Consider the following 21619-nt stretch of genomic DNA (forward strand, 5'->3'; position numbering starts at 1 on the left):
ACGAAGGAAGTCTGTCGGGAGACAGAATGATGTCGACAGCTATGCACCAAGGCAGGCCAACATTGGCAAGCCAGGGCAGCAGCTTCGCAGCGCCCAAGGGCCCGGAGCGCAGCAGCATGGTGAGCGATACCGGAAAGGCCGAGCGTCGTGCTTCCCGGCCCATACCGTAGTCCACCGCGTCTGCCGTGTCCCTGAATGGGCTGGTAATACCCGCCGGGAATATACAAGAACCACCTTCGCGAATTCCACACAAGGTAGTATATCTCGATTTCTAAACTTTTATTTGTCTAATATGCGATTATTCAAAGACATGTTTGGGGGCTTACATGACAACGTTTCCACGCCAAACCATCCTCGTTCCAGCAGTAGCATTGGTGATTGCTGTATTGCCGTTGCCATACGGCTACTACACGCTGCTGCGCCTCGGCATCACGACATTTGCGGCGTTCTTCGCTTACATCGAGCACGAGAAGCACGGCGCGTTCACGGGGTGTCAATCGGCGTTGAATATTGGCTCTGACGCAATTTTGGTGGTCAGAGGCCTATCCGGCGCCAACGACGCGGGCCTGAAGGAGGTCGATTTTTCCTCGACCGTACATCTGGCGTTTTACGAGCTTGAGCTTGGTAAGCTGCCCCCCTGTCTGTCCATTTGACCAGGGCGAACTGATCGCGGCACTGACAGCCGCCCGATCTTTGGCGACACCATTGGCGAGGGCTGCTACTATGCTTGATCGAGCGCGTTCCAACCACGGTTCGAGATCAGCAAGAGATTTCTTGCGGATCATAGCTTGGAAGGCGGCGACCACTTCCCGTGCTTCGACGAGTTGTGGCACTCGTCCTTCAATTGCGGCAATCGTTACGGTCTGAGACTTGGAAAGATCGTCGCGCCCGATGGTCATGAGGCGTGCGACAGTCCGTGCCGACGGCGTACGGCTCAAGGCATCACAATCCATCTTGTCGGCCTTTCTCTGACGCGTCGCCCACTCGGTTACAACACGAAGGCAGCCCCGGAATCCCTGGCGCGTTAACTCTCGCTACAACTGGGTGCCATTGCGGTGACCGGCACTCCATTGAGTATCGAGCCAGGGCAGATAAACTTCAAGCGAGTTCTCCCGCACGCGGAACACGTCGGATCTTTGCCCACGCAGCACCCGCCTGACGAGGCCGCGACTGTGCCCGGTGCGACGAACGATTTCTTTGATTGCAACTCCGGACTTGGCCAAGTGCATAATAGCTGCGTTCGTGTCTTCTCGATGAAGATATCCCTGATACTGGATCCGCTCAGCGGCCGTCAGCAGGTCCGGATTGATCGTCGTGGACCCGATCGCTGTTCTGATCTGTCCCATGGATTTGCGGACGGCGTCGAGGAATGCCCGACTGGCGTTCTCCATCAAGTGCCATCGATCGGCCACTTGTGTTGCCTCAGGCAGCGCTTTGGCTGCCGCAAGGGAGTAGGCGCCGCCGCGGTCGCGGGCGACAATACTGATTTGTTGCTGACCCGAAAGCCAGGCCTGAGCGGTTGCCGGCTCTCGGTCGGGCAAAAGTGCAATGGTTTTACGTCGTTCAAGATCGCAGATGATTGTCCCGTAGCGCTGGTTGCGCCGCCATGCCCAGTCGTCGATGCCGATCACCGTCGGCGGACAAAATGCGGCGTGCCGCGCCGTCGGACGACGCGCAACAAGGTGTCGTTGCCGACCGGCACCATCAGTCTGCAGGCGAAAGCGGCCGCCGGACGGCCACCCAAAGCAAGCCCAAGATGATGGACGATATGATCAAGCCGCGCAGTACGCCGTGCCCACGGCGCCAGGACATCTGCCTCGAAACGCTCGGTGAATATCCTTCGGCCACACAGCACTCCGTCACAGTAGAATCGGCGCGCGGCAATAACCAATCGCATAGACTTTTCCGCGACGGGAAGATCCGTCAGGCGTCGATGAAAACGACTGTGTATCCGCTCTGATCTTGTTCCGCAGCTCGGACAACGGCTAGACATATCCGACGAGCGGACAGTGAGTATTATCGCGTCGCCAGCAGATGCTGTCTCATCGATGACAAAGCCTCGAGGCACGAGTGCGGAGGGGCGAAACGAATGAACCATGGCGCTAATTCCTTCTGGAAAACCAACGCCAGCCGACGCTCAGAATTCATCAAAAGTGAGTCAGAGCCAATATTCCATGCCGATTGACAGGCACATAGTGTTCTGCAAGGACTACCCGTCCCGCAAGGGCCTGTTCGAGGCCCGTTACGAATGCGCCTACGCGCTGGCCAAAGGCCGCCCGCAGTTGCCGAACGCGCCGCTATCCGACCTGTCCGGCTGGGTCTATACTGGCAACATCTTGCACCCGACCCAGAAGCCGGTCGAGGTGCTTGAGCCTTTGATCCGCACGTACTGCCCGGAGGGCGGGCTGGTGCTGGACCCGTTCTGTGGTTCGGGCTTCTTCGCTTGTCGCGGCTGAATCCTGCGGACGGCGCTATGTCGGCATTGAACTCGACTACCGGTACGCCAATAGTGCCCGAAATCGCTTTTTGCGGTAACGATGGCCACCCTCACTTCAACCATAAATCAATATTTGCCGCTTATGGTTGTCATCCATCAAAAAAAAGGTGAGGCATGGATCTGATATCAGCGTCAAAAAACTATGATGGCCTCTTCGGGCTCGTGGGCATTATTCTCGTAGCGCTTACAGCTGTTGGTGCAAGTATCTTTGCTTGGTTCCAACTCCAACGAGCCGGGCGCCAAAAAATTGCCGAAGCCCGCTTGGGATGGGCAGACACTTATCGTGATCTTGCCGTGAGAATGGACAGTATTCTGTTTGAAACGACACGCCTCATGCAACCCGGCAAACTACCACGCTCCATCCGGCGCAGAAGGCTTCAAGCCGAAGCCCGCACGCTTGCCATGCAAATGCTTTTGATGATCAATCCGGATGGCCGAAGCGGGTCATCTCTGGATGAACTGGAGATGGAAGCAGATCTGGGAGCCCGCCTCGCACGTGCGGGAGTAACCGTTGACATGGACTACATCCGCCAGCAACGCAAAGTTCTCAAGCACAACTGGAACACCGTCAAGAAGGAGTTCTGGCGAAAGACCTATCTCTGATGACGTTCCTAAATAACTCGTTTTATCTCGTCAGCAAGCGCACCTAACTCACCGTCAAAACTGACGATCATGGCCTTTAAGAATTCTTCCGGACGCAACTGGTCTTCGTCAAACTTGAAGCCAGCATGACGGGTGAGCAGCGTCAAAAACACCAACTGAATCCGGCCATTCCCTTCGCAGAACGTGTGGATGGCATTTAACTCCGATAGAAACCACGCCGCGTCCTGCGCAAATTCGGCCTCGTCTTTCGCGTCGGCGAAGAAGTTGCGATTGGCCAACTCCGTAAACAACTTGGTCGCTTCCGAGCCGATATATTCCGGGTAACAGAACCAGTTATCACCCTTGCCCGTGCGGACCGTACGAGGCTGTCCCGCCCACTCGTAGACATCTTGGAAAAAATGGTGGTGGAGGGCACAAAAGTGCATAAAATCGAGGTTTCCCCCGGGAAGCTCTTCCTCAGCCCGGGAGTCGAACATAAGTTGCTCGAACTCATCAAGTTCGGCTTGGTCTGCAATATCCGCTTCGTTACGCAAGACGTGGGTGTCGGGATAGCACAGGGGATCATCTACGGCATTATATCGCATCGCCGTCAGGCCTTTTTAAAGGCCTTCACGATTTCCTTGCGGTACGCGTCGCCCTTCAATCCGCTGGAGGCTGCGCGTTGAGATAGTGCGCTCGAAGCAAGGCTCTTTTTCATGCCTTCGACTTCAGCAAATTTCGTCGCTTTTTTGACACCAATAGGTTGGGTCAAAATCTTCCCCGAGGATGCGTTACGGACGATCTTTATATCTTTAGCCATGCGTTACCTAATTTACTGCCAACGGACCTCATCTGCACCCTTATATCACGTCTCCCAAACCCTCGTCACGAGCGCAATCGAAATACGACCAAAGTATAACAAATTACCCGTGTATTTTCGTCAAATCCAATTGAAAGTTGCAATAGCGGTTTCTAAATTGGCGTAACCCAATCATGGGCGAAACGAGGAGGCGCGAATGGCGAGTAAGCATTGGTCGGGGCAAATTTGCCCTGAAACGGGTAACTACGGTCAGTATCGTGATACGGACAATAGCTATGCGGGAACATCTTATGACAAGAGGGTGGACAAGGGGGAGCGTTTTCCGCCTTCGCTAAACAATCATCACTACGAGAAAAAATAAGTCTAGGAAAGGCCGCAGGCTACTGCGGCCTTTCCGACCCAATGGGCGTTTCAACGGGTCATCTCGAAAACACGAGAAATTTATTTTCACTATCTTCGAGATTTGTTGCCCATAAAGTCTATCACATTTATTATACAAATATAAAATTGGAGAATATCTTGGCAGACAGAAAGGTTATTTTCGTAGCGTTCGCCATAGAGGATGAGCGATGCCGTGACTTCTTGAAAGGGCAATCCCTCTCTACAAGATCACCATTTGAATACATAGATATGTCAGTGAAAGAAGCTTACGAGACCGACTGGAAGGAAAAGGTGAGGACACGCATCCGGCGTTCTCACGGTCTGATTGCGCTTGTCAGCAAAAACTCCCTTCAATCGTCCGGACAAAAATGGGAAATACAGTGCGCCAAAGAAGAAGGAAAACCTATTCTGGCGATATGGGCATACAGCGATGACCGAACCGCGCTAACCACGGTCAATACAGTGACATGGACGTGGGACAACATCAAAAATTTCATCGACAGGCTGTGAGGTTTTATGCGCAAGGCACTTGTTGTTGGAATTGATGCTTACGATCACATTTCTGGATTGCACGGATGCGTCAACGATGCCCATGCCATCAAGGCTATGCTTGACCGAAACGCCGATGGGTCGGTTAATTTCGGCGTCAAACTGTTGACCAGCGCCAGCGATCAGGTCAATCGCTCGGCGCTTCGTGACGCCTTCCGAGAGCTTTTTGAGGGGGATGATCAAGTCGCCCTTCTCTATTTCGCTGGCCACGGCTACATCGAGTCAACCGGTGGCTATTTATGCGCTACTGACACGAAGACCGGCGACGACGGTGTCGCACTATCGGACATTATGACGTTCGCCAATAAATCCAAAGTCCGAAACAAGATCATTATCTTGGACAGTTGCCACGGAGGAGGCATCGCTCAGGACCCCGGGCAGACTACTCTCTCAGAACTGTCAGACGGAATGACTATCCTAACGGCGTCAACCGCAGACCAGTATGCGTCGGAAGAGAACGGCTCTGGTGTTTTTACGAGTCTGCTGGTTGACGCCTTGGGAGGTGCAGCGGCGAATCTTGTTGGAGAAGTCACGCCCGGTGGCGTGTATGCCCATGTGGACCAGTCGTTGGGGCCTTGGGCGCAACGACCGGTCTTCAAAACCAATGTGAAAACGTTTGTCTCGCTGCGATCGGTAAAACCTCCGCTGGAGCTAAGCGATTTACGACGAATTAGTGAGTTTTTCCCGTCGGCAGGATACGAATTTCCGCTCAGCCCGGATTACGAACCTGAAAGCGAGACACCTGACACGGACAAGACTGCGGTCTTCTCGATCTTGCAAAAATTCAACCGGGTCAATCTCCTCGTTCCGGTTGGAGCACCACACATGTATCACGCCGCAATGGAGAGTCGTTCCGTACGACTAACCGCGCTTGGTGAGCACTATCGTCAACTCGTACACCGAGGTCTCATTTGATCAAAGTTTTTCTATCCCATCAGTCGGCCGACTCTTCTTTGGCCGTCCAAATCTCCCAGCGCCTGAAAGTTTACCACGGCATCGAGAGCTATCTGGATGTTATTGACCCCAACGTTCGAAAGGGCGAAGATTTAGCAAAGCATATTCAAACCGAGTTAGGGAAATGTACGCAGCTACTTGCGGTCGTTTCGGAACGAACTCAATTGTCTTGGTGGGTACCTTGGGAAATCGGTGTCGCGACTGAGAAAGACTACCCCCTTGCTACGTATTCCGGTGGAAACACTTCACCACCTGAATTTCTCAAAAAATGGCCCTATTTACGCAGCCTCACCGACGTTGATCATTACGCTCATGCGTCAAAGACCGGCGTAAGCTCCTTCGGGCAAAAGCGCGCGACACTCAACGAAAGCACGGCACGGATGGCATCCAACCAAGACTTTTATGCCACCCTTCGCAAGAACCTAGGCCAGTAAATGAAGATCGGGGTCAGCGGTCATCAGAAACGCGACTGCATCGACTGGGATTGGGTACGAATTTCCATTCGACAGATTCTCATTGAGAACAAGGTATCGACAGCGTTCTCATCGTTGGCGGTTGGCTCCGATCAAATTTTCGCGGCAGAGGCAATCGCCTTAGGTATTCCGGTAGAGGCAGTTATTCCTTTCTCCGACTACGATCGATGCTTTTCAGCGTTGAATTTGCAGGACTACAGGGAACTGCTTAAAAAGGCTTCCAATCAGATTTTCATCAACAAACAAGGCGATGATGAAAGGTTATTTTTTGAGGCCGGAAAGAAGGTCTGCGAACTCAGTGAGTTGATGGTGTTTATTTGGGATGGGAAACCTTCGTTTGGAAAAGGTGGAACCGCAGACATCGTCAATGTCGCAGCCGAGTTCGGCAGAAGCTTTGTATGGCTGAATCCAATTCTCCGTGAACGCCGTGACAGCTTTGGTCCTAAGCAATGGTGTCGAAGCGAACCAGTGTCCACTTTTTGAATGAAAACGAAGTGGTCTTGCATCGCTCCATTGACATCTGACAGCATAGTTATAATGTTTTTGCAAATTCATTATAACGGGATCGGGCGATGAAACAGATTGACCTCGTTTACAGAACGGCGTTCGCTGAACTGGCACAGCGGACGTTCGATGCTCAGTTTCAGGCAGACTTTCCCCTCGAAGGCCGGTTTGTTGCCGTTCCGGTCAAGGGCCGCATTTACTGGTATTTTGATCTCCCAACTCCCGAGGGTAAGGACAAGAGACGCTATGTCGGCCCGCAGGATGACGCAGACATCACTGCCCGGGTGAAAGCCCACAGGCAAGTCAAAGACGACATCCGGGAGCGGCGCAAGCTCGTCGGCATGCTGCTGCGAAGCGGTGGCATGTCCGCACCGGATCGCTTCGCGGGTGAAGTGACCAAAGTACTCGCTGACGCAGGCCTATTCCGTCTGAGGGCACTCCTCGTCGGTTCTGTGGCTTTCAGCTGTTACTCAGGCCTCCTTGGCGTTCGTCTGCCTGGTACCGCTATGCAAACAGGCGATGCGGACTTCGCGCAGGACTTCGCGATCTCGGCGGAAGTCGAGGACAGCCTGCCTCCAATCCTCGATCTCCTGAGATCGATAGACAGCACGTTCAGGGCGGTCCCGCACCAGGCCGATAACGCAAAGGTGGTGGCCTTTTCGAATTCGGTAAACTACCGCGTCGAATTCCTGACGACCAACCGTGGATCGGATGACTATACGGGCAAGCCGTCCCCGATGCCTGCCCTTGGAGGCGCGTCTGCTGAAAACCTGCGGTTCCTGGACTTCCTGATCTACGAACCCGTAAGAACGGTACTGCTGCACCGGGAAGGCGTAAGCGTGAATATTCCCGCTCCCGAGCGGTATGCCGTCCACAAGCTGATCGTTGCATCCAGGAGGCGCACGGATGCACTCGGGCGAGCCAAGAGGGATAAGGACCTCGTACAGGCCTCGCTGCTGTCCGAGGCGCTCGTGGAGACGCGACAGAGCTATTTGCTTGCCGATGCCTACCGCGAAGCGTGGGCGCGCGGAGAGGCGTGGCAGGAAGCGATCCTGTCGGGCCTCGTATTAATGCCAGACAACGGCAAGCTCGCGTTGGCAAGTGCCCTTGGTGTCACGGTAGACCGACTGGGCAAGGCGTAGGGCCATGGAAGCAGAAGAAAACACATGCGACCCGGACCTCGCCAAAGATGCGGCGGCAGCCCTCGTTGTCGCTGAAGACATGCAGCACGCCTCCGTTTTCATGCCTTTGCAGCAAGACGCACGCCTGTCCTGCCGCTCACTTCGGCGCTATGGGGGAGCGCGTTTCCGTCAGGACAGGCTGGATCACCGCGTCGATTGCTGTAGACGTTCATACCGACCCGTTTCCAATTCCTTGGCTATTGGAATTATCAGTCATAACAATTGGAAGTCCACGCCGAGCAGATCCAAGGACCTCTGATACAAGATTGCGATGCGAATGCCAGACTGCCTGTTTGTCACGCTTCCGTCAGACAGGATCGAACATTTCCTTGAATTCGGGATCGCTAAAGTAGGCAAGCTTCTCGGCAAAAATTGGCCGCTGCCCGGCCAGGAATAGAAGTTGTCCATTTGCGGGCAGGTTGTGCACCTCATCAGGGGTGAGTAGCGGCCGGCCGGTATGCCGTCGGCTATAGGAGATCCTGGTCTTGTCGGAATCGAGGGCTCTCGCCATCGTCTGGAACACGACTGTTTCCTGCCCGAGCAAATCAGAGATGAGGCGGGCGCTGTCATGATCGTTGACGCCGAAGACCTGCAGCACGCCAGCGTTTGACAGGAAAGTTCCGGCGCGGTGACCGTATGTGGCGCGCAGCTGATGGATGTCCTGGAGGATGGGCCAAAGCTGAACACCATAACCCGCCATCAGACCCATCGCGCGTTCGACTGGCGCCAGATGCCCACGGCTTTGCTCCTGGAAGAAAGACCAGTTTCTATGAGGAGATCGACATAGCGATTGTGAGAGTAGGTTGGACCCTGTGGTTCATGACGCTGCGGTGGCTGTCACCTGAGCTCAGGATTGTTGCGCCACCGGTGAAGCTCAGTCGCTGGAATTTGCGGCTTGTCCAGCGACCTGTTCCAGCTTTTCGATGTGCTCACGGCAGACCGTGTTGACGAGATCGTAGAGGATGGACGTTCTGGCGGTCAGCCAGGTCAGAGCCTCCTCGGTGATTTCGTAATGATCGGAGTAGCGAGCCTTCACATAGGCTTCGTTCAGCGTATTGAACCACGACTGAAACCGATGATTATCCCGCGGCCAGGCCTCGGCAAGGCGGATATCCTGCCCTTCAGCCAACCCACGCAAAAACTTCAGATTATGGCTCGCAGGACTGTAGTTGGTGAGAGTCAAAAGCAGCGTGGAATAGGCCTGTTCTATGGATTGATGCAGCATGAAAGCTGTCTCTTTCCAATCACCATCTCTCAGCCCGTACAGGACGTGCTTGACGAAGAATTCAGCAGTGCGAGAGCGAGCCGAAAAATGCTTTTTGGCAACCTCATATGCCTGCTGCACCGTAAGGCTTTTGGGCTCGGCGAGCTCTCTGTCATCCAGCTCGTACAGCGCAATGCCATCACGCCGGATATCGTTGAAGAAATATTGCCCTTCCTGCAAAAAATTGCTGATTTCGCGAGCGCCATGCACGATAAGCCCCACGGGCGTCTCGATCTCCTTGTCCCACATCAGCCGGTCTGTCGCCTTGTCCCAGTATTTGGGATCGGCCAGTTCCTTGTTGCTGACGATGACGAGGATGTCGAAATCCGAGCGATAGCCTTTCGACGTATGCGGCTCATCCACCCAGGTGCCACGCGCGTAAGAACCGAACAGAATGATTTTGAAAATACGGCCATCCTTCTTGGCGTCAGACTTGGAGCGCTCCACCAGATCAGCAAACTCTTCCTGAATAATTCCGACGACGCGCGCGAGCTCGCGTTGCTTTCGTTCCGGCAAATGTTCAAGGCTGGTCTTCATGTCTGCTCCGTTTCTGGACGGTATCCTGTATGGGCCATTGTAAACTTCTTTGAAACTCCGATTTTTGGCAGCTGCCAATCGAATGCCTGCGCCCGCTACTGTTTGTCGCGCCCCGCCTGCAATATCTCTTTCCACTCGTTCGGCTCCCTTTGGAGCCTATCCCTCCTCCGCCGTGCGATCAGCCCGCGCCTATCGCCCTCCCCTGATTGATGCGTTTGTATCCCTATTCAAACACGAGCAATTGCCATTTGGCGACTACTACTTTTAGTAGTCGAAATGCCCGTTCGATGTTGCTAGCCTCGCCACCGGTAAACAGACAAGGGCGCACTTACGACTTGCAGCGGAAATCAGCGTTCGGTTTCCCCGTTTGCGGATCGGAGATTTCGGTTGGCGATTTATCATCTCAGCACCAAACCTGTCTCGCGCTCATCCGGCCGCAGTGCTGTGGCATCCGCCGCCTATCGTTGCGCGGTTCTCCTCACCAATCATCGCGATGGCCTCGTCCATGACTTCACCCGCAAAGAGGGCGTGGAGCATAAAGAGATCGTGCTGCCGGACGGTCTTTCTGCCGATTGGGCTCTGGATCGTTCGGCATTGTGGAACGCTGCCGAGTTTGCAGAAAAGCGAAAAGACGCCCGCGTCGCCCGCGAATTCGAGATTGCGCTTCCGCATGAGCTGTCGCCAGAAGGGCGACTGAAGGCTGCACGCGCCTTTGCCCGGGATCTGGCAAACCGCTATGGCGCGGCCGTGGATTTTGCCATCCATTCGCCCAGTGAGAATGGTGATATCAGGAACTATCATGCGCATGTGCTGATGACGACGCGACAGGTAGGCAGAACCGGCCTTCGCGAGAAAACTTATCTCGAGCACAAGAACGCACGGCTGCTGGCACATGGCATGGCGACAACCGATATACAGCTTCGCGATATCAGGCAGGCATGGGAAGGTATCGCCAACCGTCAGCTTCAGCGCGAAGGCCTGGATATCCGCATCGATCATCGATCGCATGTGGAGCGCGGTCTCGAATTGTCGCCGACCGAACATATGGGCGTGCATGCCTCGCAGATGCGCCAGCAAGGATTGACGGTCGAGCGCGGCAGGCTGGATGACGAGGCAGCACGGCAAAATGCCGAACTGATCCGGCAAAAACCGGAACAGGTTCTGACGCTGATCAGCAACGAGAAGAGCGTGTTCGACCGGCACGATATTGCCAAAACCCTGCATCGCTACATCAACGATGACGCGCAAATGTTCCGGAACGCCTTTGCGGCTGTGATGGCCTCGCCAGCGCTGGTGGAACTGCAGGCTGAGCGCATCGATCCTGAGACAGGCGAGGTTTCCAATGCGCGTTATTCGACGCGGGAAATGATTGACCTGGAACTGGGCATGGCGCGATCGGCGGAGCGGTTGCATCAGGCGCATTCCCATGGCGTCGATCCTCGCCATGTCGAACGTGCGATGGAAAGGCAGGATCACGCTCTTCGCAAAAGCTCCGGCGGAATCTTAGTCGCGAGCGATCCTTCTTCAGGATTGTCGGACGAACAGCGTCAGGCGATTGCGCATATTACCGGGCGAGAACGCATCGCTGCCGTGGTCGGGTTTGCCGGTGCTGGAAAGTCCACCATGCTCGCAGCCGCGCGCGAGGCGTGGGAGGCTCAAGGTTATCAGGTCCACGGGGCAGCACTTGCCGGAAAGGCTGCCGAGGGTCTTGAGGAAAGTTCCGGCATAGAGAGCCGCACGCTGGCGTCATGGTCATACAGCTGGGACCATGGCCGGGATCTGATCGGCAGCAGCGACGTATTCGTCATCGACGAGGCTGGCATGGTCGGAAGCCGGCAACTCGCCCGCTTTATCGGAGAAGCGGAAGAGCGCGGCGCAAAGATCGTTCTTGTTGGCGACCATGAGCAATTGCAGGCAATCGGGGCCGGTGCACCCTTCAGGGCGATTGCCGAGCAGATCGGCCATGTCGAACTTTCAGGCATTCGCCGCCAGCACCAGGATTGGCAGAGACAGGCGTCGGTTGCCTTTGCGACCCACAAGACGGCCGAGGGCCTTGCCGCCTATCGCGATCACGGCGGCATCCATTTTGCGGAAAGCCGCGACGAAGCGATGGCGCGGATCGTGCGTGATTATCTTGCCGATAGTGAGAAGCGTGCCGATGGCACCCGGGTTGCCATGGCGCATCGCCGTGCCGATGTGCGCGCCCTCAATGTTGCCATCCGCTCCGAGCTTCAGAACCGGAAAAGGCTGGAGCGCAACCGCGGACCGAGCGCGGGTGGAGACCGTGGGGATGGTGACGACCGTGGGAACAATGAGGACGGTGGAGAACTCACGTTCCAGACCAATAACGGCAAACGCGCTTTTGCCGCCGGCGACCGGATCATCTTCCTCGAAAACAACCGCGACCTCGGCGTGAAAAACGGCATGCTTGGCACGGTCGAGCATGTCGAGCCGAATAAGATCATCGCCCGGCTCGATGGTCGAGGTGGCGACAGTGTCAGCATTTTGACCGACAGCTATCAGGCGATCGACCACGGTTATGCGACGACGATCCATAAAAATCAGGGGGCGACGGTCGATCGCGCCTTTGTGCTGGCGTCCAGCACCATGGATCGGCATCTGGCCTATGTTGCCATGACAAGGCATCGCGACAGCGTGCAGCTCTATGCCGACATCAAGGAGTTCGCCAAGGCGGGCCGGCTGGTTGATCACGGCGTTGCGCCCTATGAACACAATTCGCAATCACGCGAGAACTATTTCGTGACGCTGGAAAATGACAAGGGCGAACAGCGCACGGTGTGGGGCGTCGATCTCAAGCGGGCCATGCGAGACGCATCACCAGAGATCGGGGACAGGATCGGACTGCAGCATGAAGGCGCGACGCCCGTCACGCTTCCGGACGGCAAGCGGGCCGAGCGCAATACGTGGCGTGTTGTCCAGGGTGATGAACTCGCCTACCAGAAGCTGGCAAGCCGCCTGTCGCGTTCCGGCGCAAAGGAAACCACGCTGGATTACATCAGCGACTTTGCCGAGCGGCGTGGGATCGCCAGCGACCCATGGATCGCAGGCGACCAAGCGATCGCGGAGCAGCTCGGGCTCAGGAGCGAGATTGAACTTGCTTCCACCCGGGATGAGCGTCAAGAGGTCTTGTCCCGTTCGGCCCATCTGCAACGGGAGCAACAGGGTCGGCCATCAGAGCGTCAGCAGGTTGACGAGGAACCTGGCGGCGATCTGGCCGGCCCTGTTCGCCGCGAAGATCAGCACAAGGCAGAGGACAATAAAGGATATCGCCGGATCCGGTGGTCCGACCTCATGTCGCAAGACCGCGCCGTCCCTGCCCCCACAGAACCTGTCGGCCAGCAATCGTCACTGGAACCCGGTAAGCAAGCGCCGCTTGTGCCAGCCATCACCCGTTACGAAAGCAGCATCGAAGCGGTGGCGCAGCTCAGGGCGATGTCCGTTATCGAACAGCAATTCGATACGGTGGAATCTCTGGTGCGGCACGTGTTCCGTGATCCTTCCCAGGTCGCCGCAAGATTGCGCACCGCGATGACCGAGAAGGAAGGCAATGGCAAGATCATGGCGAAGGCCATGGCAGAGCAACCAGAGCGCTTCGGGGAACTACGTGGCAGGTCAGGTCTGTTCGGATATAACAAGGAGCGGAAGGAGGCGTTGCAATATGCCAGGTCTCTCTCTGCCCATATCGGCTATGTCTCCGAAGCATGGGAGCGCCGGCTTGGCGAAGAACGTCAAAGCGAACAGTGGCAGCGCGACAAGCGTGACGTGATCGAAGTGCCTGGACTCACGCCGCGTAGCACCGAAATCATCAGCCAGGTGGAGAAAATGCCGGTCGAGAGGCGAAGCAAGTTCATCAAAGAGCTGCGATCATCGCCTGAGGGCCGGACCGCGCTTGATGAGGCCACGCTGGTGGCCGAAGCGCTCACGCGGCGGTTTGGTAGTTCCGATCCTCGCAGGTTCGCCGAAAAGCTGGAGACACGTCCCGAGCTCACAAAGCACGCCGAGCAGATCCAGACAATCGCCCGCATGGTGGATCGGACACGCCATGCCGAGCTTAGTCATGACCATACGCTGAGACGGGAGCTTAACCGGTCACAGGGGCTTGGATTGAGTCGGTAGCAAATGATCTAATCTTTTCATCCCTGCAACAATCCTGTAGTTTGGATCGCTTGATGGAACGTTAGCTCGTGATCGACGCGGAAGTGAGAGCGAAAAGTGCTGTTATCGCAAGTTCAGAATCCTAATGCCGTCTGCGATAATCGGTGGTGTGCCCGCGCGAACCTTGTAGTTCATTCCGGCTGAGAGGTGCAAAGTGGTATGCACAGCGCTCGAAATGCGGCATACCTGCAAGGGTATCGTGGGTTCGAATCCCACCCTCTCCGCCATGAAACTCTGGGACCGTAGTGGCTTTCCCACATATCTTTTTGATTAACTCGATGTCATATAGTGCAATCTAAGACGCCGTGGGCCACACTTCAGGCACGTCTACACTAAATTTTTCTGAGACAAGGCTAGTGGTGTGGTTGTGACGATTGCATTTAAGCCTTGGTGGTCAGTTTTGATCTGAACTTTTCCCGGCTTGTCAGAAGAGTGGCTTCATATCTGGAATAGCTTTCATTAAGTAGTGACCGCTTCGCGTTTTCCAGTTTAACATAATGACTCTCGAAATCTCGTTCAAAAGCAACTGGGCTCACAATCAAATCATGGATCAAACTCGATAGGTGTTTGATCATATCTTGCTTGAACTGAAGAGACATTAAATTCTCTTTGTTGATTAGAGTGTATTTTTTACTCTCAATTTTCGTGCCGTCATTGCTGAGCGGAAAATGCCATTGGCCGTGTGCTAACTTATTTCGTATTTCAATGATAATCCGTAGATCGGATTCAATTATTTCATGAATCACATCCCGTCGAGCTGATCCAGCAACGCCTAGTGTAGAACGATTTAGCTTCGCTCTGGGCTTTCCGATGTTCTTTCGGAAAGCGACATCGACAGCCTTTTTCCATCGCTCGATTTGCGCGTCTTCTTCAAGTATTTTATCTCGTTGAGCATCGGAAAAGCCGAATTCTTCATGGAGTAGCTTATTAAGTCGTGTTTCAGCCCATGCGCCTGTGAGGAAGGCTAGCAATCGCACGAGTGAATTCAGTGAATGCTCCGGGTCTTTACGGGCTATTGCGGATCGTGCTTGCCGCCGCACAACTGCAATGGCTATATCAAGCTCTTTGAGGTTGGCCACGTGGGCTTTGTAAAGCTTGCTCGGGTTGTATGCCAAAAATTCCTACCACCAAAAAACATAAGCTCATGTCTTTTGGTGGTAGGAATTCGAATCCTACAAATCCTCTCCGAAGAGTGTGCTTCCCCTTACACCATCACCCAGTTTTTCGGATAGCACACGCATTCAGAGGATGACAAGTGGGCGTGTAGCGATGCTGGCCCAACTGTCCTCTTGTAATTATCGCCCTTACCAGCACAAATTGATGTCACCATTGAGCGCGGGATATGCCCTTGCCCCATCTTCAGGGCATTCTACGCATGATCGACAATAAACGTTGGAGGTCACATGGTGACTATCGGAAAGCTCAGGGGAACGCTGGGAAAAATTTAAGCGCGTCGCCCGAGGATATGGCGCTAATCGCATGCAAGCCACATTGACATTTCGCGTCGTCCGGCTATCGTCGCTCGGCTTACGTGTATTGAGTGCGTCGTTTAGCACTTGGTCTAGCGCTTCGCTGGACCTCATTATATTGCGGAATTTTGGTGCCCTGTAAGGTAGCGATTGAACATCGCCCTTCGGGACGCTCCGCTCGATAATCAATCCCTACCTTACAGGGCTTTAAGGGTAAGCTATGTTGCTATTCGCAGAGGAGATGGATGTGGACAAAATCCATGTCCAATCTCCTTCTGCGGTGGTGTTCCTTTGCGGGGGGCCATACTCAAACATCAACGAGCCAGTTGCGCTTTCGTTGCGCGATGGATTTCTCAAGATACTCGATAATCCTGCGATCAAAGGAAAGGCGATAATCCAGGCGGAAGATATTACAAAGCTTCATGTCTTCGCTGATGCATACGAGGATGTCCTCCAGTTTGAGACCGATTTGGCGGAAATATCCGATCTCGTTCTGCTTTTCTGTGAGAGCGAAGGGAGCATGGCGGAGCTCGGAGCATTTTGCGTAATCCAAGAGATCGCTTCGAGGCTCCTTGTCGTAGTTCGAGATAGACACTGGCGGGGAAAAGGCGAAACCTCTTTTATTCGGCTTGGTCCGCTGCGCTCTCTGGAACGCAAGCACGGGAATACTTCAATCTTCGTAATTGATGATGCCGACGTCGGTGACGTGAGTGCGCCTGGGGGCATAAAAATCGGGGTCCTGAAAGACCAACTGCAGGCGCCATTAAAATTGAGATTGGCCACCACGCGGGATCCTACAACTTTCAACGTTGACCGGCCAGGGCACATCATAAAACTAATTGTTGGCTTGATACAAGAATACGGCGCGTTGACTTTCAGTGAAATAGACGAATTGCTTTTGACTGTGGGGGTCTATGTTCCCACTTCGGACTTGAAGAGATATCTTCTATGCGCCGAGTCTGTTGAATGGATCGTTCGACGTAAAAAGGGTCTTGACGAGTTTTTCATTGCGACCCCACTTCCTGATGCCGCTGTCATCACAACCAAAGCAGGTAGATCCCTTCAAAACAAGGGCCGGCGTCGCTTCGCAATACGCGAACATTGGAAAGACCATGAGCCACTCCGCTACAGCGTTATTACCCAATTTTACGGCAGCGTCGCATGAGTGAGATTTTAAGAGCACTGTCCGAGGCTACAGGTCTAAGTGAGTGGGACCTCCGCGCGATTATAAGCAATGCACCGGATAGATATAAAGTTTATCATATCGACAAGCGCCGGGGGGGTCGGCGAGAAATAGCGCAGCCAGCTCGCGAGCTAAAGGTTCTGCAGCGAGCCCTGCACGATATTTTTCTCGCTAGACTGCCGGTGCACCCGGCTGCGATGGCTTATCGTCCTGGCATCGGCCTGAGACAGAATGCTCTGGCCCACTCCCACAATGGTCCGATCCTGAAGTTTGACTTTCAAGATTTTTTTCCATCACTTCGGGCTGAGGACTGGGAGGAATATTGCCATCGACATGATGTTTTTAACAATGAAGAGGATGTAGCGTTAAGCTCAAAAATAATCTTCAGAAGAAAAAACCGTCATTCATCCGTTTTACGGTTAGCTATAGGGGCTCCATCATCGCCGCATGTATCTAATATACTTATGTTTGAGTTCGACGCTGCGATTCAAGCTTATTGTGCGTCCCAGAAGGTAACTTATACAAGATATGCAGATGACTTAACCTTTTCAGCGCAAAGAACTGGTTTTCTCATAGGTGTTCCGAAAGCGTTAAAGCGCATAGTAAAGGATCTAACGTCTCCGCGACTTAAAATTAACTATGAAAAAACTGTTCTTGCGACTAAAAAGTATAAGCGTATGGTGACTGGATTAATATTAACAAACGATGGGAGTGTTTCTTTAGGACAGCTTAGAAAGCGAAACCTCAGAGCTGGCATTCATAGGTGGATGTTGGGGCTGCTGTCCAATGCAGACACCTGCCGGTTAGCAGGTCAGTTGTCATTTGCCGAGGATATCGAGCCTGATTTTGTTGCCCGTCTCGCTAGCAAGTATGGAGCGCAGGCTATAGCTGACATAAAAAAAGCTTACCGCCAGCACGGCTCTTAGTAGTTACAAATTCTATAAAGCTTCAACCTGACATGGTGGTCCTCGCCGTGGGGGCAATATTGGCTTGGCTTGACTGCTGCCGGGATAATCCTTGGCACCCCGCAGCGGGCGTCCTACGCGTGATCTTCAATAACCATTGGAGTTTAGATGGCAACGATCCGAAAGCTAAGAGGAAGATGGCAGGCTCAGGTGCGTCGGCGCGGTATGAAGCCTCGCTGCAAATCGTTCGACACCAAGCTCGAAGCCGAAAAGTGGGCACGCGACCTCGAAACACAGGTCGACAGGTTCGGCGCGGCACCGGATACGAAAATCCTCGAAAGCACCACGCTCGGGCAGCTTCTTGAACGTTACCAGCGCGAAGTGTCGCCTCTGAAGCGCGGGTCCGCCCAAGAGATCCAGCGGATCGATGTGCTGCGTCGTCATGATCTCGCATACAGGACGATGATCGGACTGAGCCAGCAGGACATCGCTTCCTTAAGGGATGAACGTCTTCAGAGTGTGTCTCCATCTACGACTGTCCGGGAGCTTGCGATCCTTAGCCACGTCCTCGAAGTCGCCATCCGCGATTGGGGTTTGCCAATCGCAAAGAACGTCGTGAAGTTGGTTCGCCGTCCGGTCATCCGCAATGAACGGAGCCGTCGCCTTGCACCCGACGAAGAGCAGCGGCTGCTGAACGCTTGCGACGTCGGAAAAATACCTTTCCTCCGCGCACCGTTGGTCGTTGCAATCGAAACCGGGATGCGCCGTGGTGAACTTCTAGGATTGAAGTGGACAGATTTTTCGCACAATCGCCGTGTGCTCTCGCTCGCCCTTACCAAAAATGGTTCCGGTCGTGACGTTCCTCTGTCACAGCGGGCATTCGATATGCTGCTAGCGTGGAAGGAACATCCGGCGGTGGACCAGTCTATGATTTTCCCGATGCGTGCTGGGACGCTGGAACAGGCATGGCGAAGGTTGCTGGTGCGTGCTGGGATAAATGGATTACGCTTTCATGATCTCCGGCATGAAGGTGTTAGCCGGCTGTTCGAGCGCGGTTTGAACGTGATCGAAGTCAGCAGCATCAGCGGTCATAGGGAGATACGTATGTTGAAAAGATACACGCACCTCGCCGCTGACGATCTCGTGGCACGCCTTGGGTAGGTGATCCACGAACTGTTTGCACTATTGCTCTGCGCCGGAGGACATCGAAGTCCTAGAAAAATTCGCTATAGCCGTAGGGGATGCCTTGGGTTGCCACCGAGTTTCAGAAGCCAAACCACCTCTCCCGCGAGCAGACGGATATTTACATTCCGACAAATAAGTGGCGTCGGCCACACTGGAACAGCTGTAATCCGAGCGGAATAGCAAGCGGGGCTGGCAATGGGCTTCTTATGAGCAATAAGAAACTCGTTTCCGCTATCTTTGCGTTAAGTTGTCGCGAAACTAGTAATTTCACGTTTTTTCGTTCATTTTTGGCGTGTTGAGGTTCGGTAACTATTGAACGTTTGATGAGAACGCTTTTTTCGTTTTGTGTGGTGAAGCAAAAAGACACCGGTCGCCACCTGAAGATTTAATGGGCGCATCTACCGTGGTGTTTATGATAGGTATGCAAGTGGAGTAGTAGCCTAAAACAGCATGACCTTAGAGTTTCTGAAAACAACCTTCTATATAGCCTACTAAATAACTGCGGAATAGAGCTATCCCCCTCCCTTAAGACTGAAGCATAAAGCTCTGGCAACAGCCAAAGTCAAAACATTGATATGTCTAGACCGTCTCAAGGGAGGGAGGATACTATGTAAATCTGCGTCTACAGAGAGCTAAAGCAAATAGCGTTAATCTACGCGGAAGGCGGATGCCGTTTTCCTTCCATAATGCCGTATCCGAGATACCTTCGTATCTCCATCGGTTAGTCGCAGCACGGAGTGCCGAGACCGCATTCCCTGCAAGCATACGTCTCAACCTGTAGGGAATTTCGGGATGTGGTCCACGCCGTAAAGGCGACCACACAGAGCCCGAATCTTTCGGTGTCCATTCGTGCAAACGCACAGGCGACGAAGCACATAGGCTGTCCATGATCTTAGTCACGGGGTCGCGCTACGCCCTTCTTTCCCTTCATGTCCCGAACCATGGCGTTGCCACCTCAACAAAGGATGGCTTGGACGCTTGCAATGTGACTTCGGGGATCGGACCCGGAGCCTTCGAGAAAATCATCTTTGGGTGATTACTCCCTAAGAAGATCGAACAAAGTTCAACTGGAGATAATATAGCATTTTATTGGGGGATTACGAAAAAATTTTACGAATTTTCGTGAATTCTCTATAAATTTTCGCCCGTGCAATAGCGCCTCATAGAGAGTCGCACGCGCGCGTCTGCTATATGCCAGTGGAATTACAGTGAACATCGAAAATCGTAGCCAGTGCGCCTCTCTGTGTCAGTGTGATTGTTTCAAGCACCAAGTATCGACAGCGTAAATTCAATCAAATCCAGACTATCCCAACCACGGCCGTTCTGGGTCCTGAGGCTTGCTCGTGAACTCGCCTCCAGCCTTCCATTCAAAGTTTTCTGTCTGTGAAGGCTTTTTCGGCTTGACCGATGGGTCTGCTCTTTTGGCGCGATTAGTCCGTTTGACTTGTTCGACCGGAGACAGGCCAGCAACGACTATGAGCGCTACAAAACTGAAGCAGAAACCCAAAACAAACCAACCAAGCGCATTACGATTTTTATTCGCAGCAACGATTGCGCTGCCGCCGCCAAAAACACACCCCGACACAATCAGCAAAAATAAAAACATTGCTATTTCCCCTTCAGCCGAACGACCCGAGGGAACGAAAGGGAACCTTTGTCCGATAGAGGTCAGGTGTAACTGCTTATCTGGAAGCATCCTGTAGTTTCAAGGGCTTCCGGAGAAGCTCCATTTAATGACCGACAGAGCGAAAAGGTTCCTTTATGTCAATCGCTTAGCAAGAAAACGGCGTGTGAAGGTGATGAACATGAAGCTGGTCGGTTATGCCCGTGTATCAACGGTCGAACAGAACGTCGGACTGCAGATCGCCGCGTTGGAGGCGGCAGGATGCTCGGAAATCTGCACCGATCACGGACTATCCGGTGCCGACTTCCAGCGTCCTGGTCTTCTCAAGGCTCTCAAGAAACTAAAGCGGGGTGACATGCTCATCGTTTGGCGGCTCGACAGGCTTGGAAGATCTCTTGTCGACCTGATTCAGACCGTGAACGGTCTATCGAAGAGGGGCTGTGACTTCCGGTCTTTGACTGAGAGTATCGACACATCATCATCGGGCGGACGGCTGGTTTTTCACATGATGGCAGCAATGGCAGAATTTGAACGAGCGATCATAAGCGAGCGAACCAAGGCAGGAATGGAAGCTGCGAGAGCGCGAGGATCGCGGATTGGACGCCGTCGCTCGATGACACCAGAGCAGACCGAAGCTGCGCGCTTGGCAATCGAGATCGACCTGGAGCCTGTCGCGGAGGTCGCGGCGAACTACGGCGTTCATCCAAAAACGCTGGCACGGCTCCTTCGATCAGAGAGGGTGTTAACGGTATGCGTTTGACTGCTTTGTTGGGTCGGATGCAACTACGGTATTAATTCTTAAACCAATTGGTGTGAATGGAGTTTGTCACATCAGGTAGGGAACATGGAAAATTTCACGTCAATTCAACTCGCAACTGGAGTCAACATCAAATTCAGTTTTGCTCAAACGCTGTTTGCCGTAGCTATGTTGGGCTCTGTATTGGTAGTCATCGGAGGCACACTGTGGTCGCTTTTCGGAAAAAGTATCGAATCAAGGAGGCGGCTTGCGCGGACCGGCGAGTTTATTCACAAAATCCTGTGCTTCTTCTATGGGCCCGTAGTCATCGTTTGCCTCATTTCCGCTGATTGGATACTATTTGCATCATCAGCTTTTTTTATGGCGTGCCACTGGGTTGCGGCGAAAGTTGCCGCCAGCGGCAACGGTTCCCTCTTTTCCAAGCTGAAGTATCGCAAAGTGCTTTAATCGGATTCCAAAAACTGGACGTTTCAGGGAAAAACAGCGCAGGTTGGTTCCCTGTCCTCGTTGATATGTAGTTCTACCGTGGAAATCGGGGCTGAAGAGGCCGTGGTCCATCTCTTCGTGAAGAAGCATTA

At 53.7% G+C, this 21619-nt stretch carries 19 protein-coding genes and 2 pseudogenes; 14 read left to right on the forward strand and 7 right to left on the reverse strand.

What is annotated here, in order from left to right; all coding sequences use genetic code 11:
• Positions 1-326: 326 nt before the first annotated feature.
• On the forward strand, positions 327-653 hold the full coding sequence (locus tag AT6N2_RS14195) for a DUF6804 family protein (protein ID WP_209091991.1): 327 nt from the start codon (positions 327-329) through the stop codon (positions 651-653).
• Here the strand turns inward: AT6N2_RS14195 and AT6N2_RS14200 are convergent.
• Positions 543-2098: pseudogene (locus AT6N2_RS14200) on the reverse strand (ISL3 family transposase). The gene AT6N2_RS14195 and the pseudogene AT6N2_RS14200 sit on opposite strands and share 111 nt — an antisense overlap.
• On the opposite strand from AT6N2_RS14200, the gene AT6N2_RS14205 reads away from it, so the two are divergent.
• Both AT6N2_RS14205 and AT6N2_RS14210 read left to right on the forward strand, forming a co-directional pair.
• Positions 2097-2456 carry a DNA methyltransferase gene (locus AT6N2_RS14205; RefSeq protein WP_233282507.1) on the forward strand — a complete coding sequence of 120 codons (360 nt, stop codon included), beginning with the start codon at positions 2097-2099 and terminating at the stop codon, positions 2454-2456. The pseudogene AT6N2_RS14200 and the gene AT6N2_RS14205 overlap by 2 nt on opposite strands.
• Positions 2457-2611: 155 nt before the next feature.
• Positions 2612-3100: a hypothetical protein gene (locus AT6N2_RS14210; RefSeq protein ID WP_209089740.1), complete on the forward strand. Its 489-nt coding sequence runs from the start codon at positions 2612-2614 to the stop codon at positions 3098-3100.
• 8 nt (positions 3101-3108) lie between these two features.
• Here the strand turns inward: AT6N2_RS14210 and AT6N2_RS14215 are convergent, their stop codons facing one another.
• Together AT6N2_RS14215 and AT6N2_RS14220 are read right to left on the reverse strand one after the other, a co-directional pair.
• The gene (locus AT6N2_RS14215; RefSeq protein WP_209089743.1) at positions 3109-3684 is read right to left on the reverse strand and encodes a Fic/DOC family protein; all 576 of its coding nucleotides are present in this window, start codon (positions 3682-3684) and stop codon (positions 3109-3111) included.
• A gap of 5 nt (positions 3685-3689) precedes the next feature.
• The gene (locus tag AT6N2_RS14220) at positions 3690-3899 is read right to left on the reverse strand and encodes a hypothetical protein (RefSeq protein WP_209089745.1); all 210 of its coding nucleotides are present in this window, start codon (positions 3897-3899) and stop codon (positions 3690-3692) included.
• Positions 3900-4418: 519 nt separating this feature from the next.
• On the opposite strand from AT6N2_RS14220, the gene AT6N2_RS14225 reads away from it, so the two are divergent.
• From AT6N2_RS14225 to AT6N2_RS14245, 5 genes are all read left to right on the forward strand, one after another.
• The gene (locus tag AT6N2_RS14225) at positions 4419-4790 is read left to right on the forward strand and encodes a TIR domain-containing protein (protein ID WP_209089746.1); all 372 of its coding nucleotides are present in this window, start codon (positions 4419-4421) and stop codon (positions 4788-4790) included.
• Positions 4791-4796: 6 nt separating this feature from the next.
• Positions 4797-5744: a caspase family protein gene (locus tag AT6N2_RS14230; RefSeq protein ID WP_209089747.1), complete on the forward strand. Its 948-nt coding sequence runs from the start codon at positions 4797-4799 to the stop codon at positions 5742-5744.
• Positions 5741-6217: a toll/interleukin-1 receptor domain-containing protein gene (locus tag AT6N2_RS14235; protein WP_209089748.1), complete on the forward strand. Its 477-nt coding sequence runs from the start codon at positions 5741-5743 to the stop codon at positions 6215-6217. Before AT6N2_RS14230 ends, AT6N2_RS14235 begins: the two co-directional genes overlap by 4 nt.
• Positions 6218-6739 (forward strand): hypothetical protein, encoded by a 522-nt coding sequence (locus tag AT6N2_RS14240; RefSeq protein ID WP_209089749.1) that lies wholly within the window; start codon positions 6218-6220, stop codon positions 6737-6739.
• 89 nt (positions 6740-6828) lie between these two features.
• Positions 6829-7902 carry a nucleotidyltransferase family protein gene (locus AT6N2_RS14245; protein ID WP_209089750.1) on the forward strand — a complete coding sequence of 358 codons (1074 nt, stop codon included), beginning with the start codon at positions 6829-6831 and terminating at the stop codon, positions 7900-7902.
• Between the two features lie 346 nt (positions 7903-8248).
• Here the strand turns inward: AT6N2_RS14245 and AT6N2_RS14250 are convergent.
• Together AT6N2_RS14250 and AT6N2_RS14255 are read right to left on the reverse strand one after the other, a co-directional pair.
• Positions 8249-8698 (reverse strand): annotated as a pseudogene (locus AT6N2_RS14250) (type IV secretory system conjugative DNA transfer family protein); the annotation flags it as partial.
• A gap of 117 nt (positions 8699-8815) precedes the next feature.
• On the reverse strand, positions 8816-9742 hold the full coding sequence (locus tag AT6N2_RS14255) for a nucleotidyltransferase and HEPN domain-containing protein (protein WP_209089751.1): 927 nt from the start codon (positions 9740-9742) through the stop codon (positions 8816-8818).
• 387 nt (positions 9743-10129) lie between these two features.
• On the opposite strand from AT6N2_RS14255, the gene traA reads away from it, so the two are divergent.
• Complete coding sequence (gene traA, locus AT6N2_RS14260; protein ID WP_209089753.1) at positions 10130-13879, forward strand: Ti-type conjugative transfer relaxase TraA; 3750 nt, start codon at positions 10130-10132, stop codon at positions 13877-13879.
• 419 nt (positions 13880-14298) lie between these two features.
• Here the strand turns inward: traA and AT6N2_RS14265 are convergent, their stop codons facing one another.
• Positions 14299-14997 (reverse strand): hypothetical protein, encoded by a 699-nt coding sequence (locus tag AT6N2_RS14265; protein WP_209089756.1) that lies wholly within the window; start codon positions 14995-14997, stop codon positions 14299-14301.
• A gap of 637 nt (positions 14998-15634) precedes the next feature.
• On the opposite strand from AT6N2_RS14265, the gene AT6N2_RS14270 reads away from it, so the two are divergent.
• The 3 genes from AT6N2_RS14270 (at position 15635) to AT6N2_RS14280 (ending at position 18636) form a co-directional block, all read left to right on the forward strand.
• On the forward strand, positions 15635-16552 hold the full coding sequence (locus AT6N2_RS14270; protein ID WP_209089758.1) for a retron St85 family effector protein: 918 nt from the start codon (positions 15635-15637) through the stop codon (positions 16550-16552).
• A complete protein-coding gene (locus AT6N2_RS14275) occupies positions 16549-17496 on the forward strand; it encodes a retron St85 family RNA-directed DNA polymerase (protein WP_209089760.1) in 948 nt (315 codons plus the stop codon). Before AT6N2_RS14270 ends, AT6N2_RS14275 begins: the two co-directional genes overlap by 4 nt.
• Before the next feature lie 147 nt (positions 17497-17643).
• On the forward strand, positions 17644-18636 hold the full coding sequence (locus AT6N2_RS14280) for a site-specific integrase (protein ID WP_209089762.1): 993 nt from the start codon (positions 17644-17646) through the stop codon (positions 18634-18636).
• 1327 nt (positions 18637-19963) lie between these two features.
• Here the strand turns inward: AT6N2_RS14280 and AT6N2_RS14285 are convergent.
• Positions 19964-20266, reverse strand: a complete 303-nt coding sequence (locus tag AT6N2_RS14285) for a hypothetical protein (protein WP_209089764.1) — start codon at positions 20264-20266, stop codon at positions 19964-19966.
• Positions 20267-20465: 199 nt separating this feature from the next.
• On the opposite strand from AT6N2_RS14285, the gene AT6N2_RS14290 reads away from it, so the two are divergent.
• Positions 20466-21044, forward strand: a complete 579-nt coding sequence (locus tag AT6N2_RS14290; protein ID WP_209091859.1) for a recombinase family protein — start codon at positions 20466-20468, stop codon at positions 21042-21044.
• 84 nt (positions 21045-21128) lie between these two features.
• Positions 21129-21488: a hypothetical protein gene (locus AT6N2_RS14295; RefSeq protein WP_115062882.1), complete on the forward strand. Its 360-nt coding sequence runs from the start codon at positions 21129-21131 to the stop codon at positions 21486-21488.
• Positions 21489-21619 lie beyond the last annotated feature (131 nt).

It is taken from the genome of Agrobacterium tumefaciens (genome assembly GCF_017726655.1).
GTDB classification, from domain to species: domain Bacteria; phylum Pseudomonadota; class Alphaproteobacteria; order Rhizobiales; family Rhizobiaceae; genus Agrobacterium; species Agrobacterium tumefaciens_B.

What these genes read in the sequence shown, in the direction of transcription:
- AT6N2_RS14280 (WP_209089762.1), top strand. Translation starts at nt 17,644, where the DNA reads ATGGCAACGATCCGAAAGCTAAGAGGAAGATGGCAGGCTCAGGTGCGT.
- AT6N2_RS14195 (WP_209091991.1), top strand. Translation starts at nt 327, where the DNA reads ATGACAACGTTTCCACGCCAAACCATCCTCGTTCCAGCAGTAGCATTG.
- AT6N2_RS14245 (WP_209089750.1), top strand. Translation starts at nt 6,829, where the DNA reads ATGAAACAGATTGACCTCGTTTACAGAACGGCGTTCGCTGAACTGGCA.
- AT6N2_RS14290 (WP_209091859.1), top strand. Translation starts at nt 20,466, where the DNA reads ATGAAGCTGGTCGGTTATGCCCGTGTATCAACGGTCGAACAGAACGTC.
- AT6N2_RS14295 (WP_115062882.1), top strand. Translation starts at nt 21,129, where the DNA reads ATGGAAAATTTCACGTCAATTCAACTCGCAACTGGAGTCAACATCAAA.
- AT6N2_RS14205 (WP_233282507.1), top strand. Translation starts at nt 2,097, where the DNA reads ATGGCGCTAATTCCTTCTGGAAAACCAACGCCAGCCGACGCTCAGAAT.
- AT6N2_RS14240 (WP_209089749.1), top strand. Translation starts at nt 6,218, where the DNA reads ATGAAGATCGGGGTCAGCGGTCATCAGAAACGCGACTGCATCGACTGG.
- AT6N2_RS14275 (WP_209089760.1), top strand. Translation starts at nt 16,549, where the DNA reads ATGAGTGAGATTTTAAGAGCACTGTCCGAGGCTACAGGTCTAAGTGAG.
- AT6N2_RS14285 (WP_209089764.1), bottom strand. Translation starts at nt 20,266, where the DNA reads ATGTTTTTATTTTTGCTGATTGTGTCGGGGTGTGTTTTTGGCGGCGGC.
- AT6N2_RS14230 (WP_209089747.1), top strand. Translation starts at nt 4,797, where the DNA reads ATGCGCAAGGCACTTGTTGTTGGAATTGATGCTTACGATCACATTTCT.
- AT6N2_RS14215 (WP_209089743.1), bottom strand. Translation starts at nt 3,684, where the DNA reads ATGCGATATAATGCCGTAGATGATCCCCTGTGCTATCCCGACACCCAC.
- AT6N2_RS14210 (WP_209089740.1), top strand. Translation starts at nt 2,612, where the DNA reads ATGGATCTGATATCAGCGTCAAAAAACTATGATGGCCTCTTCGGGCTC.
- AT6N2_RS14255 (WP_209089751.1), bottom strand. Translation starts at nt 9,742, where the DNA reads ATGAAGACCAGCCTTGAACATTTGCCGGAACGAAAGCAACGCGAGCTC.
- AT6N2_RS14220 (WP_209089745.1), bottom strand. Translation starts at nt 3,899, where the DNA reads ATGGCTAAAGATATAAAGATCGTCCGTAACGCATCCTCGGGGAAGATT.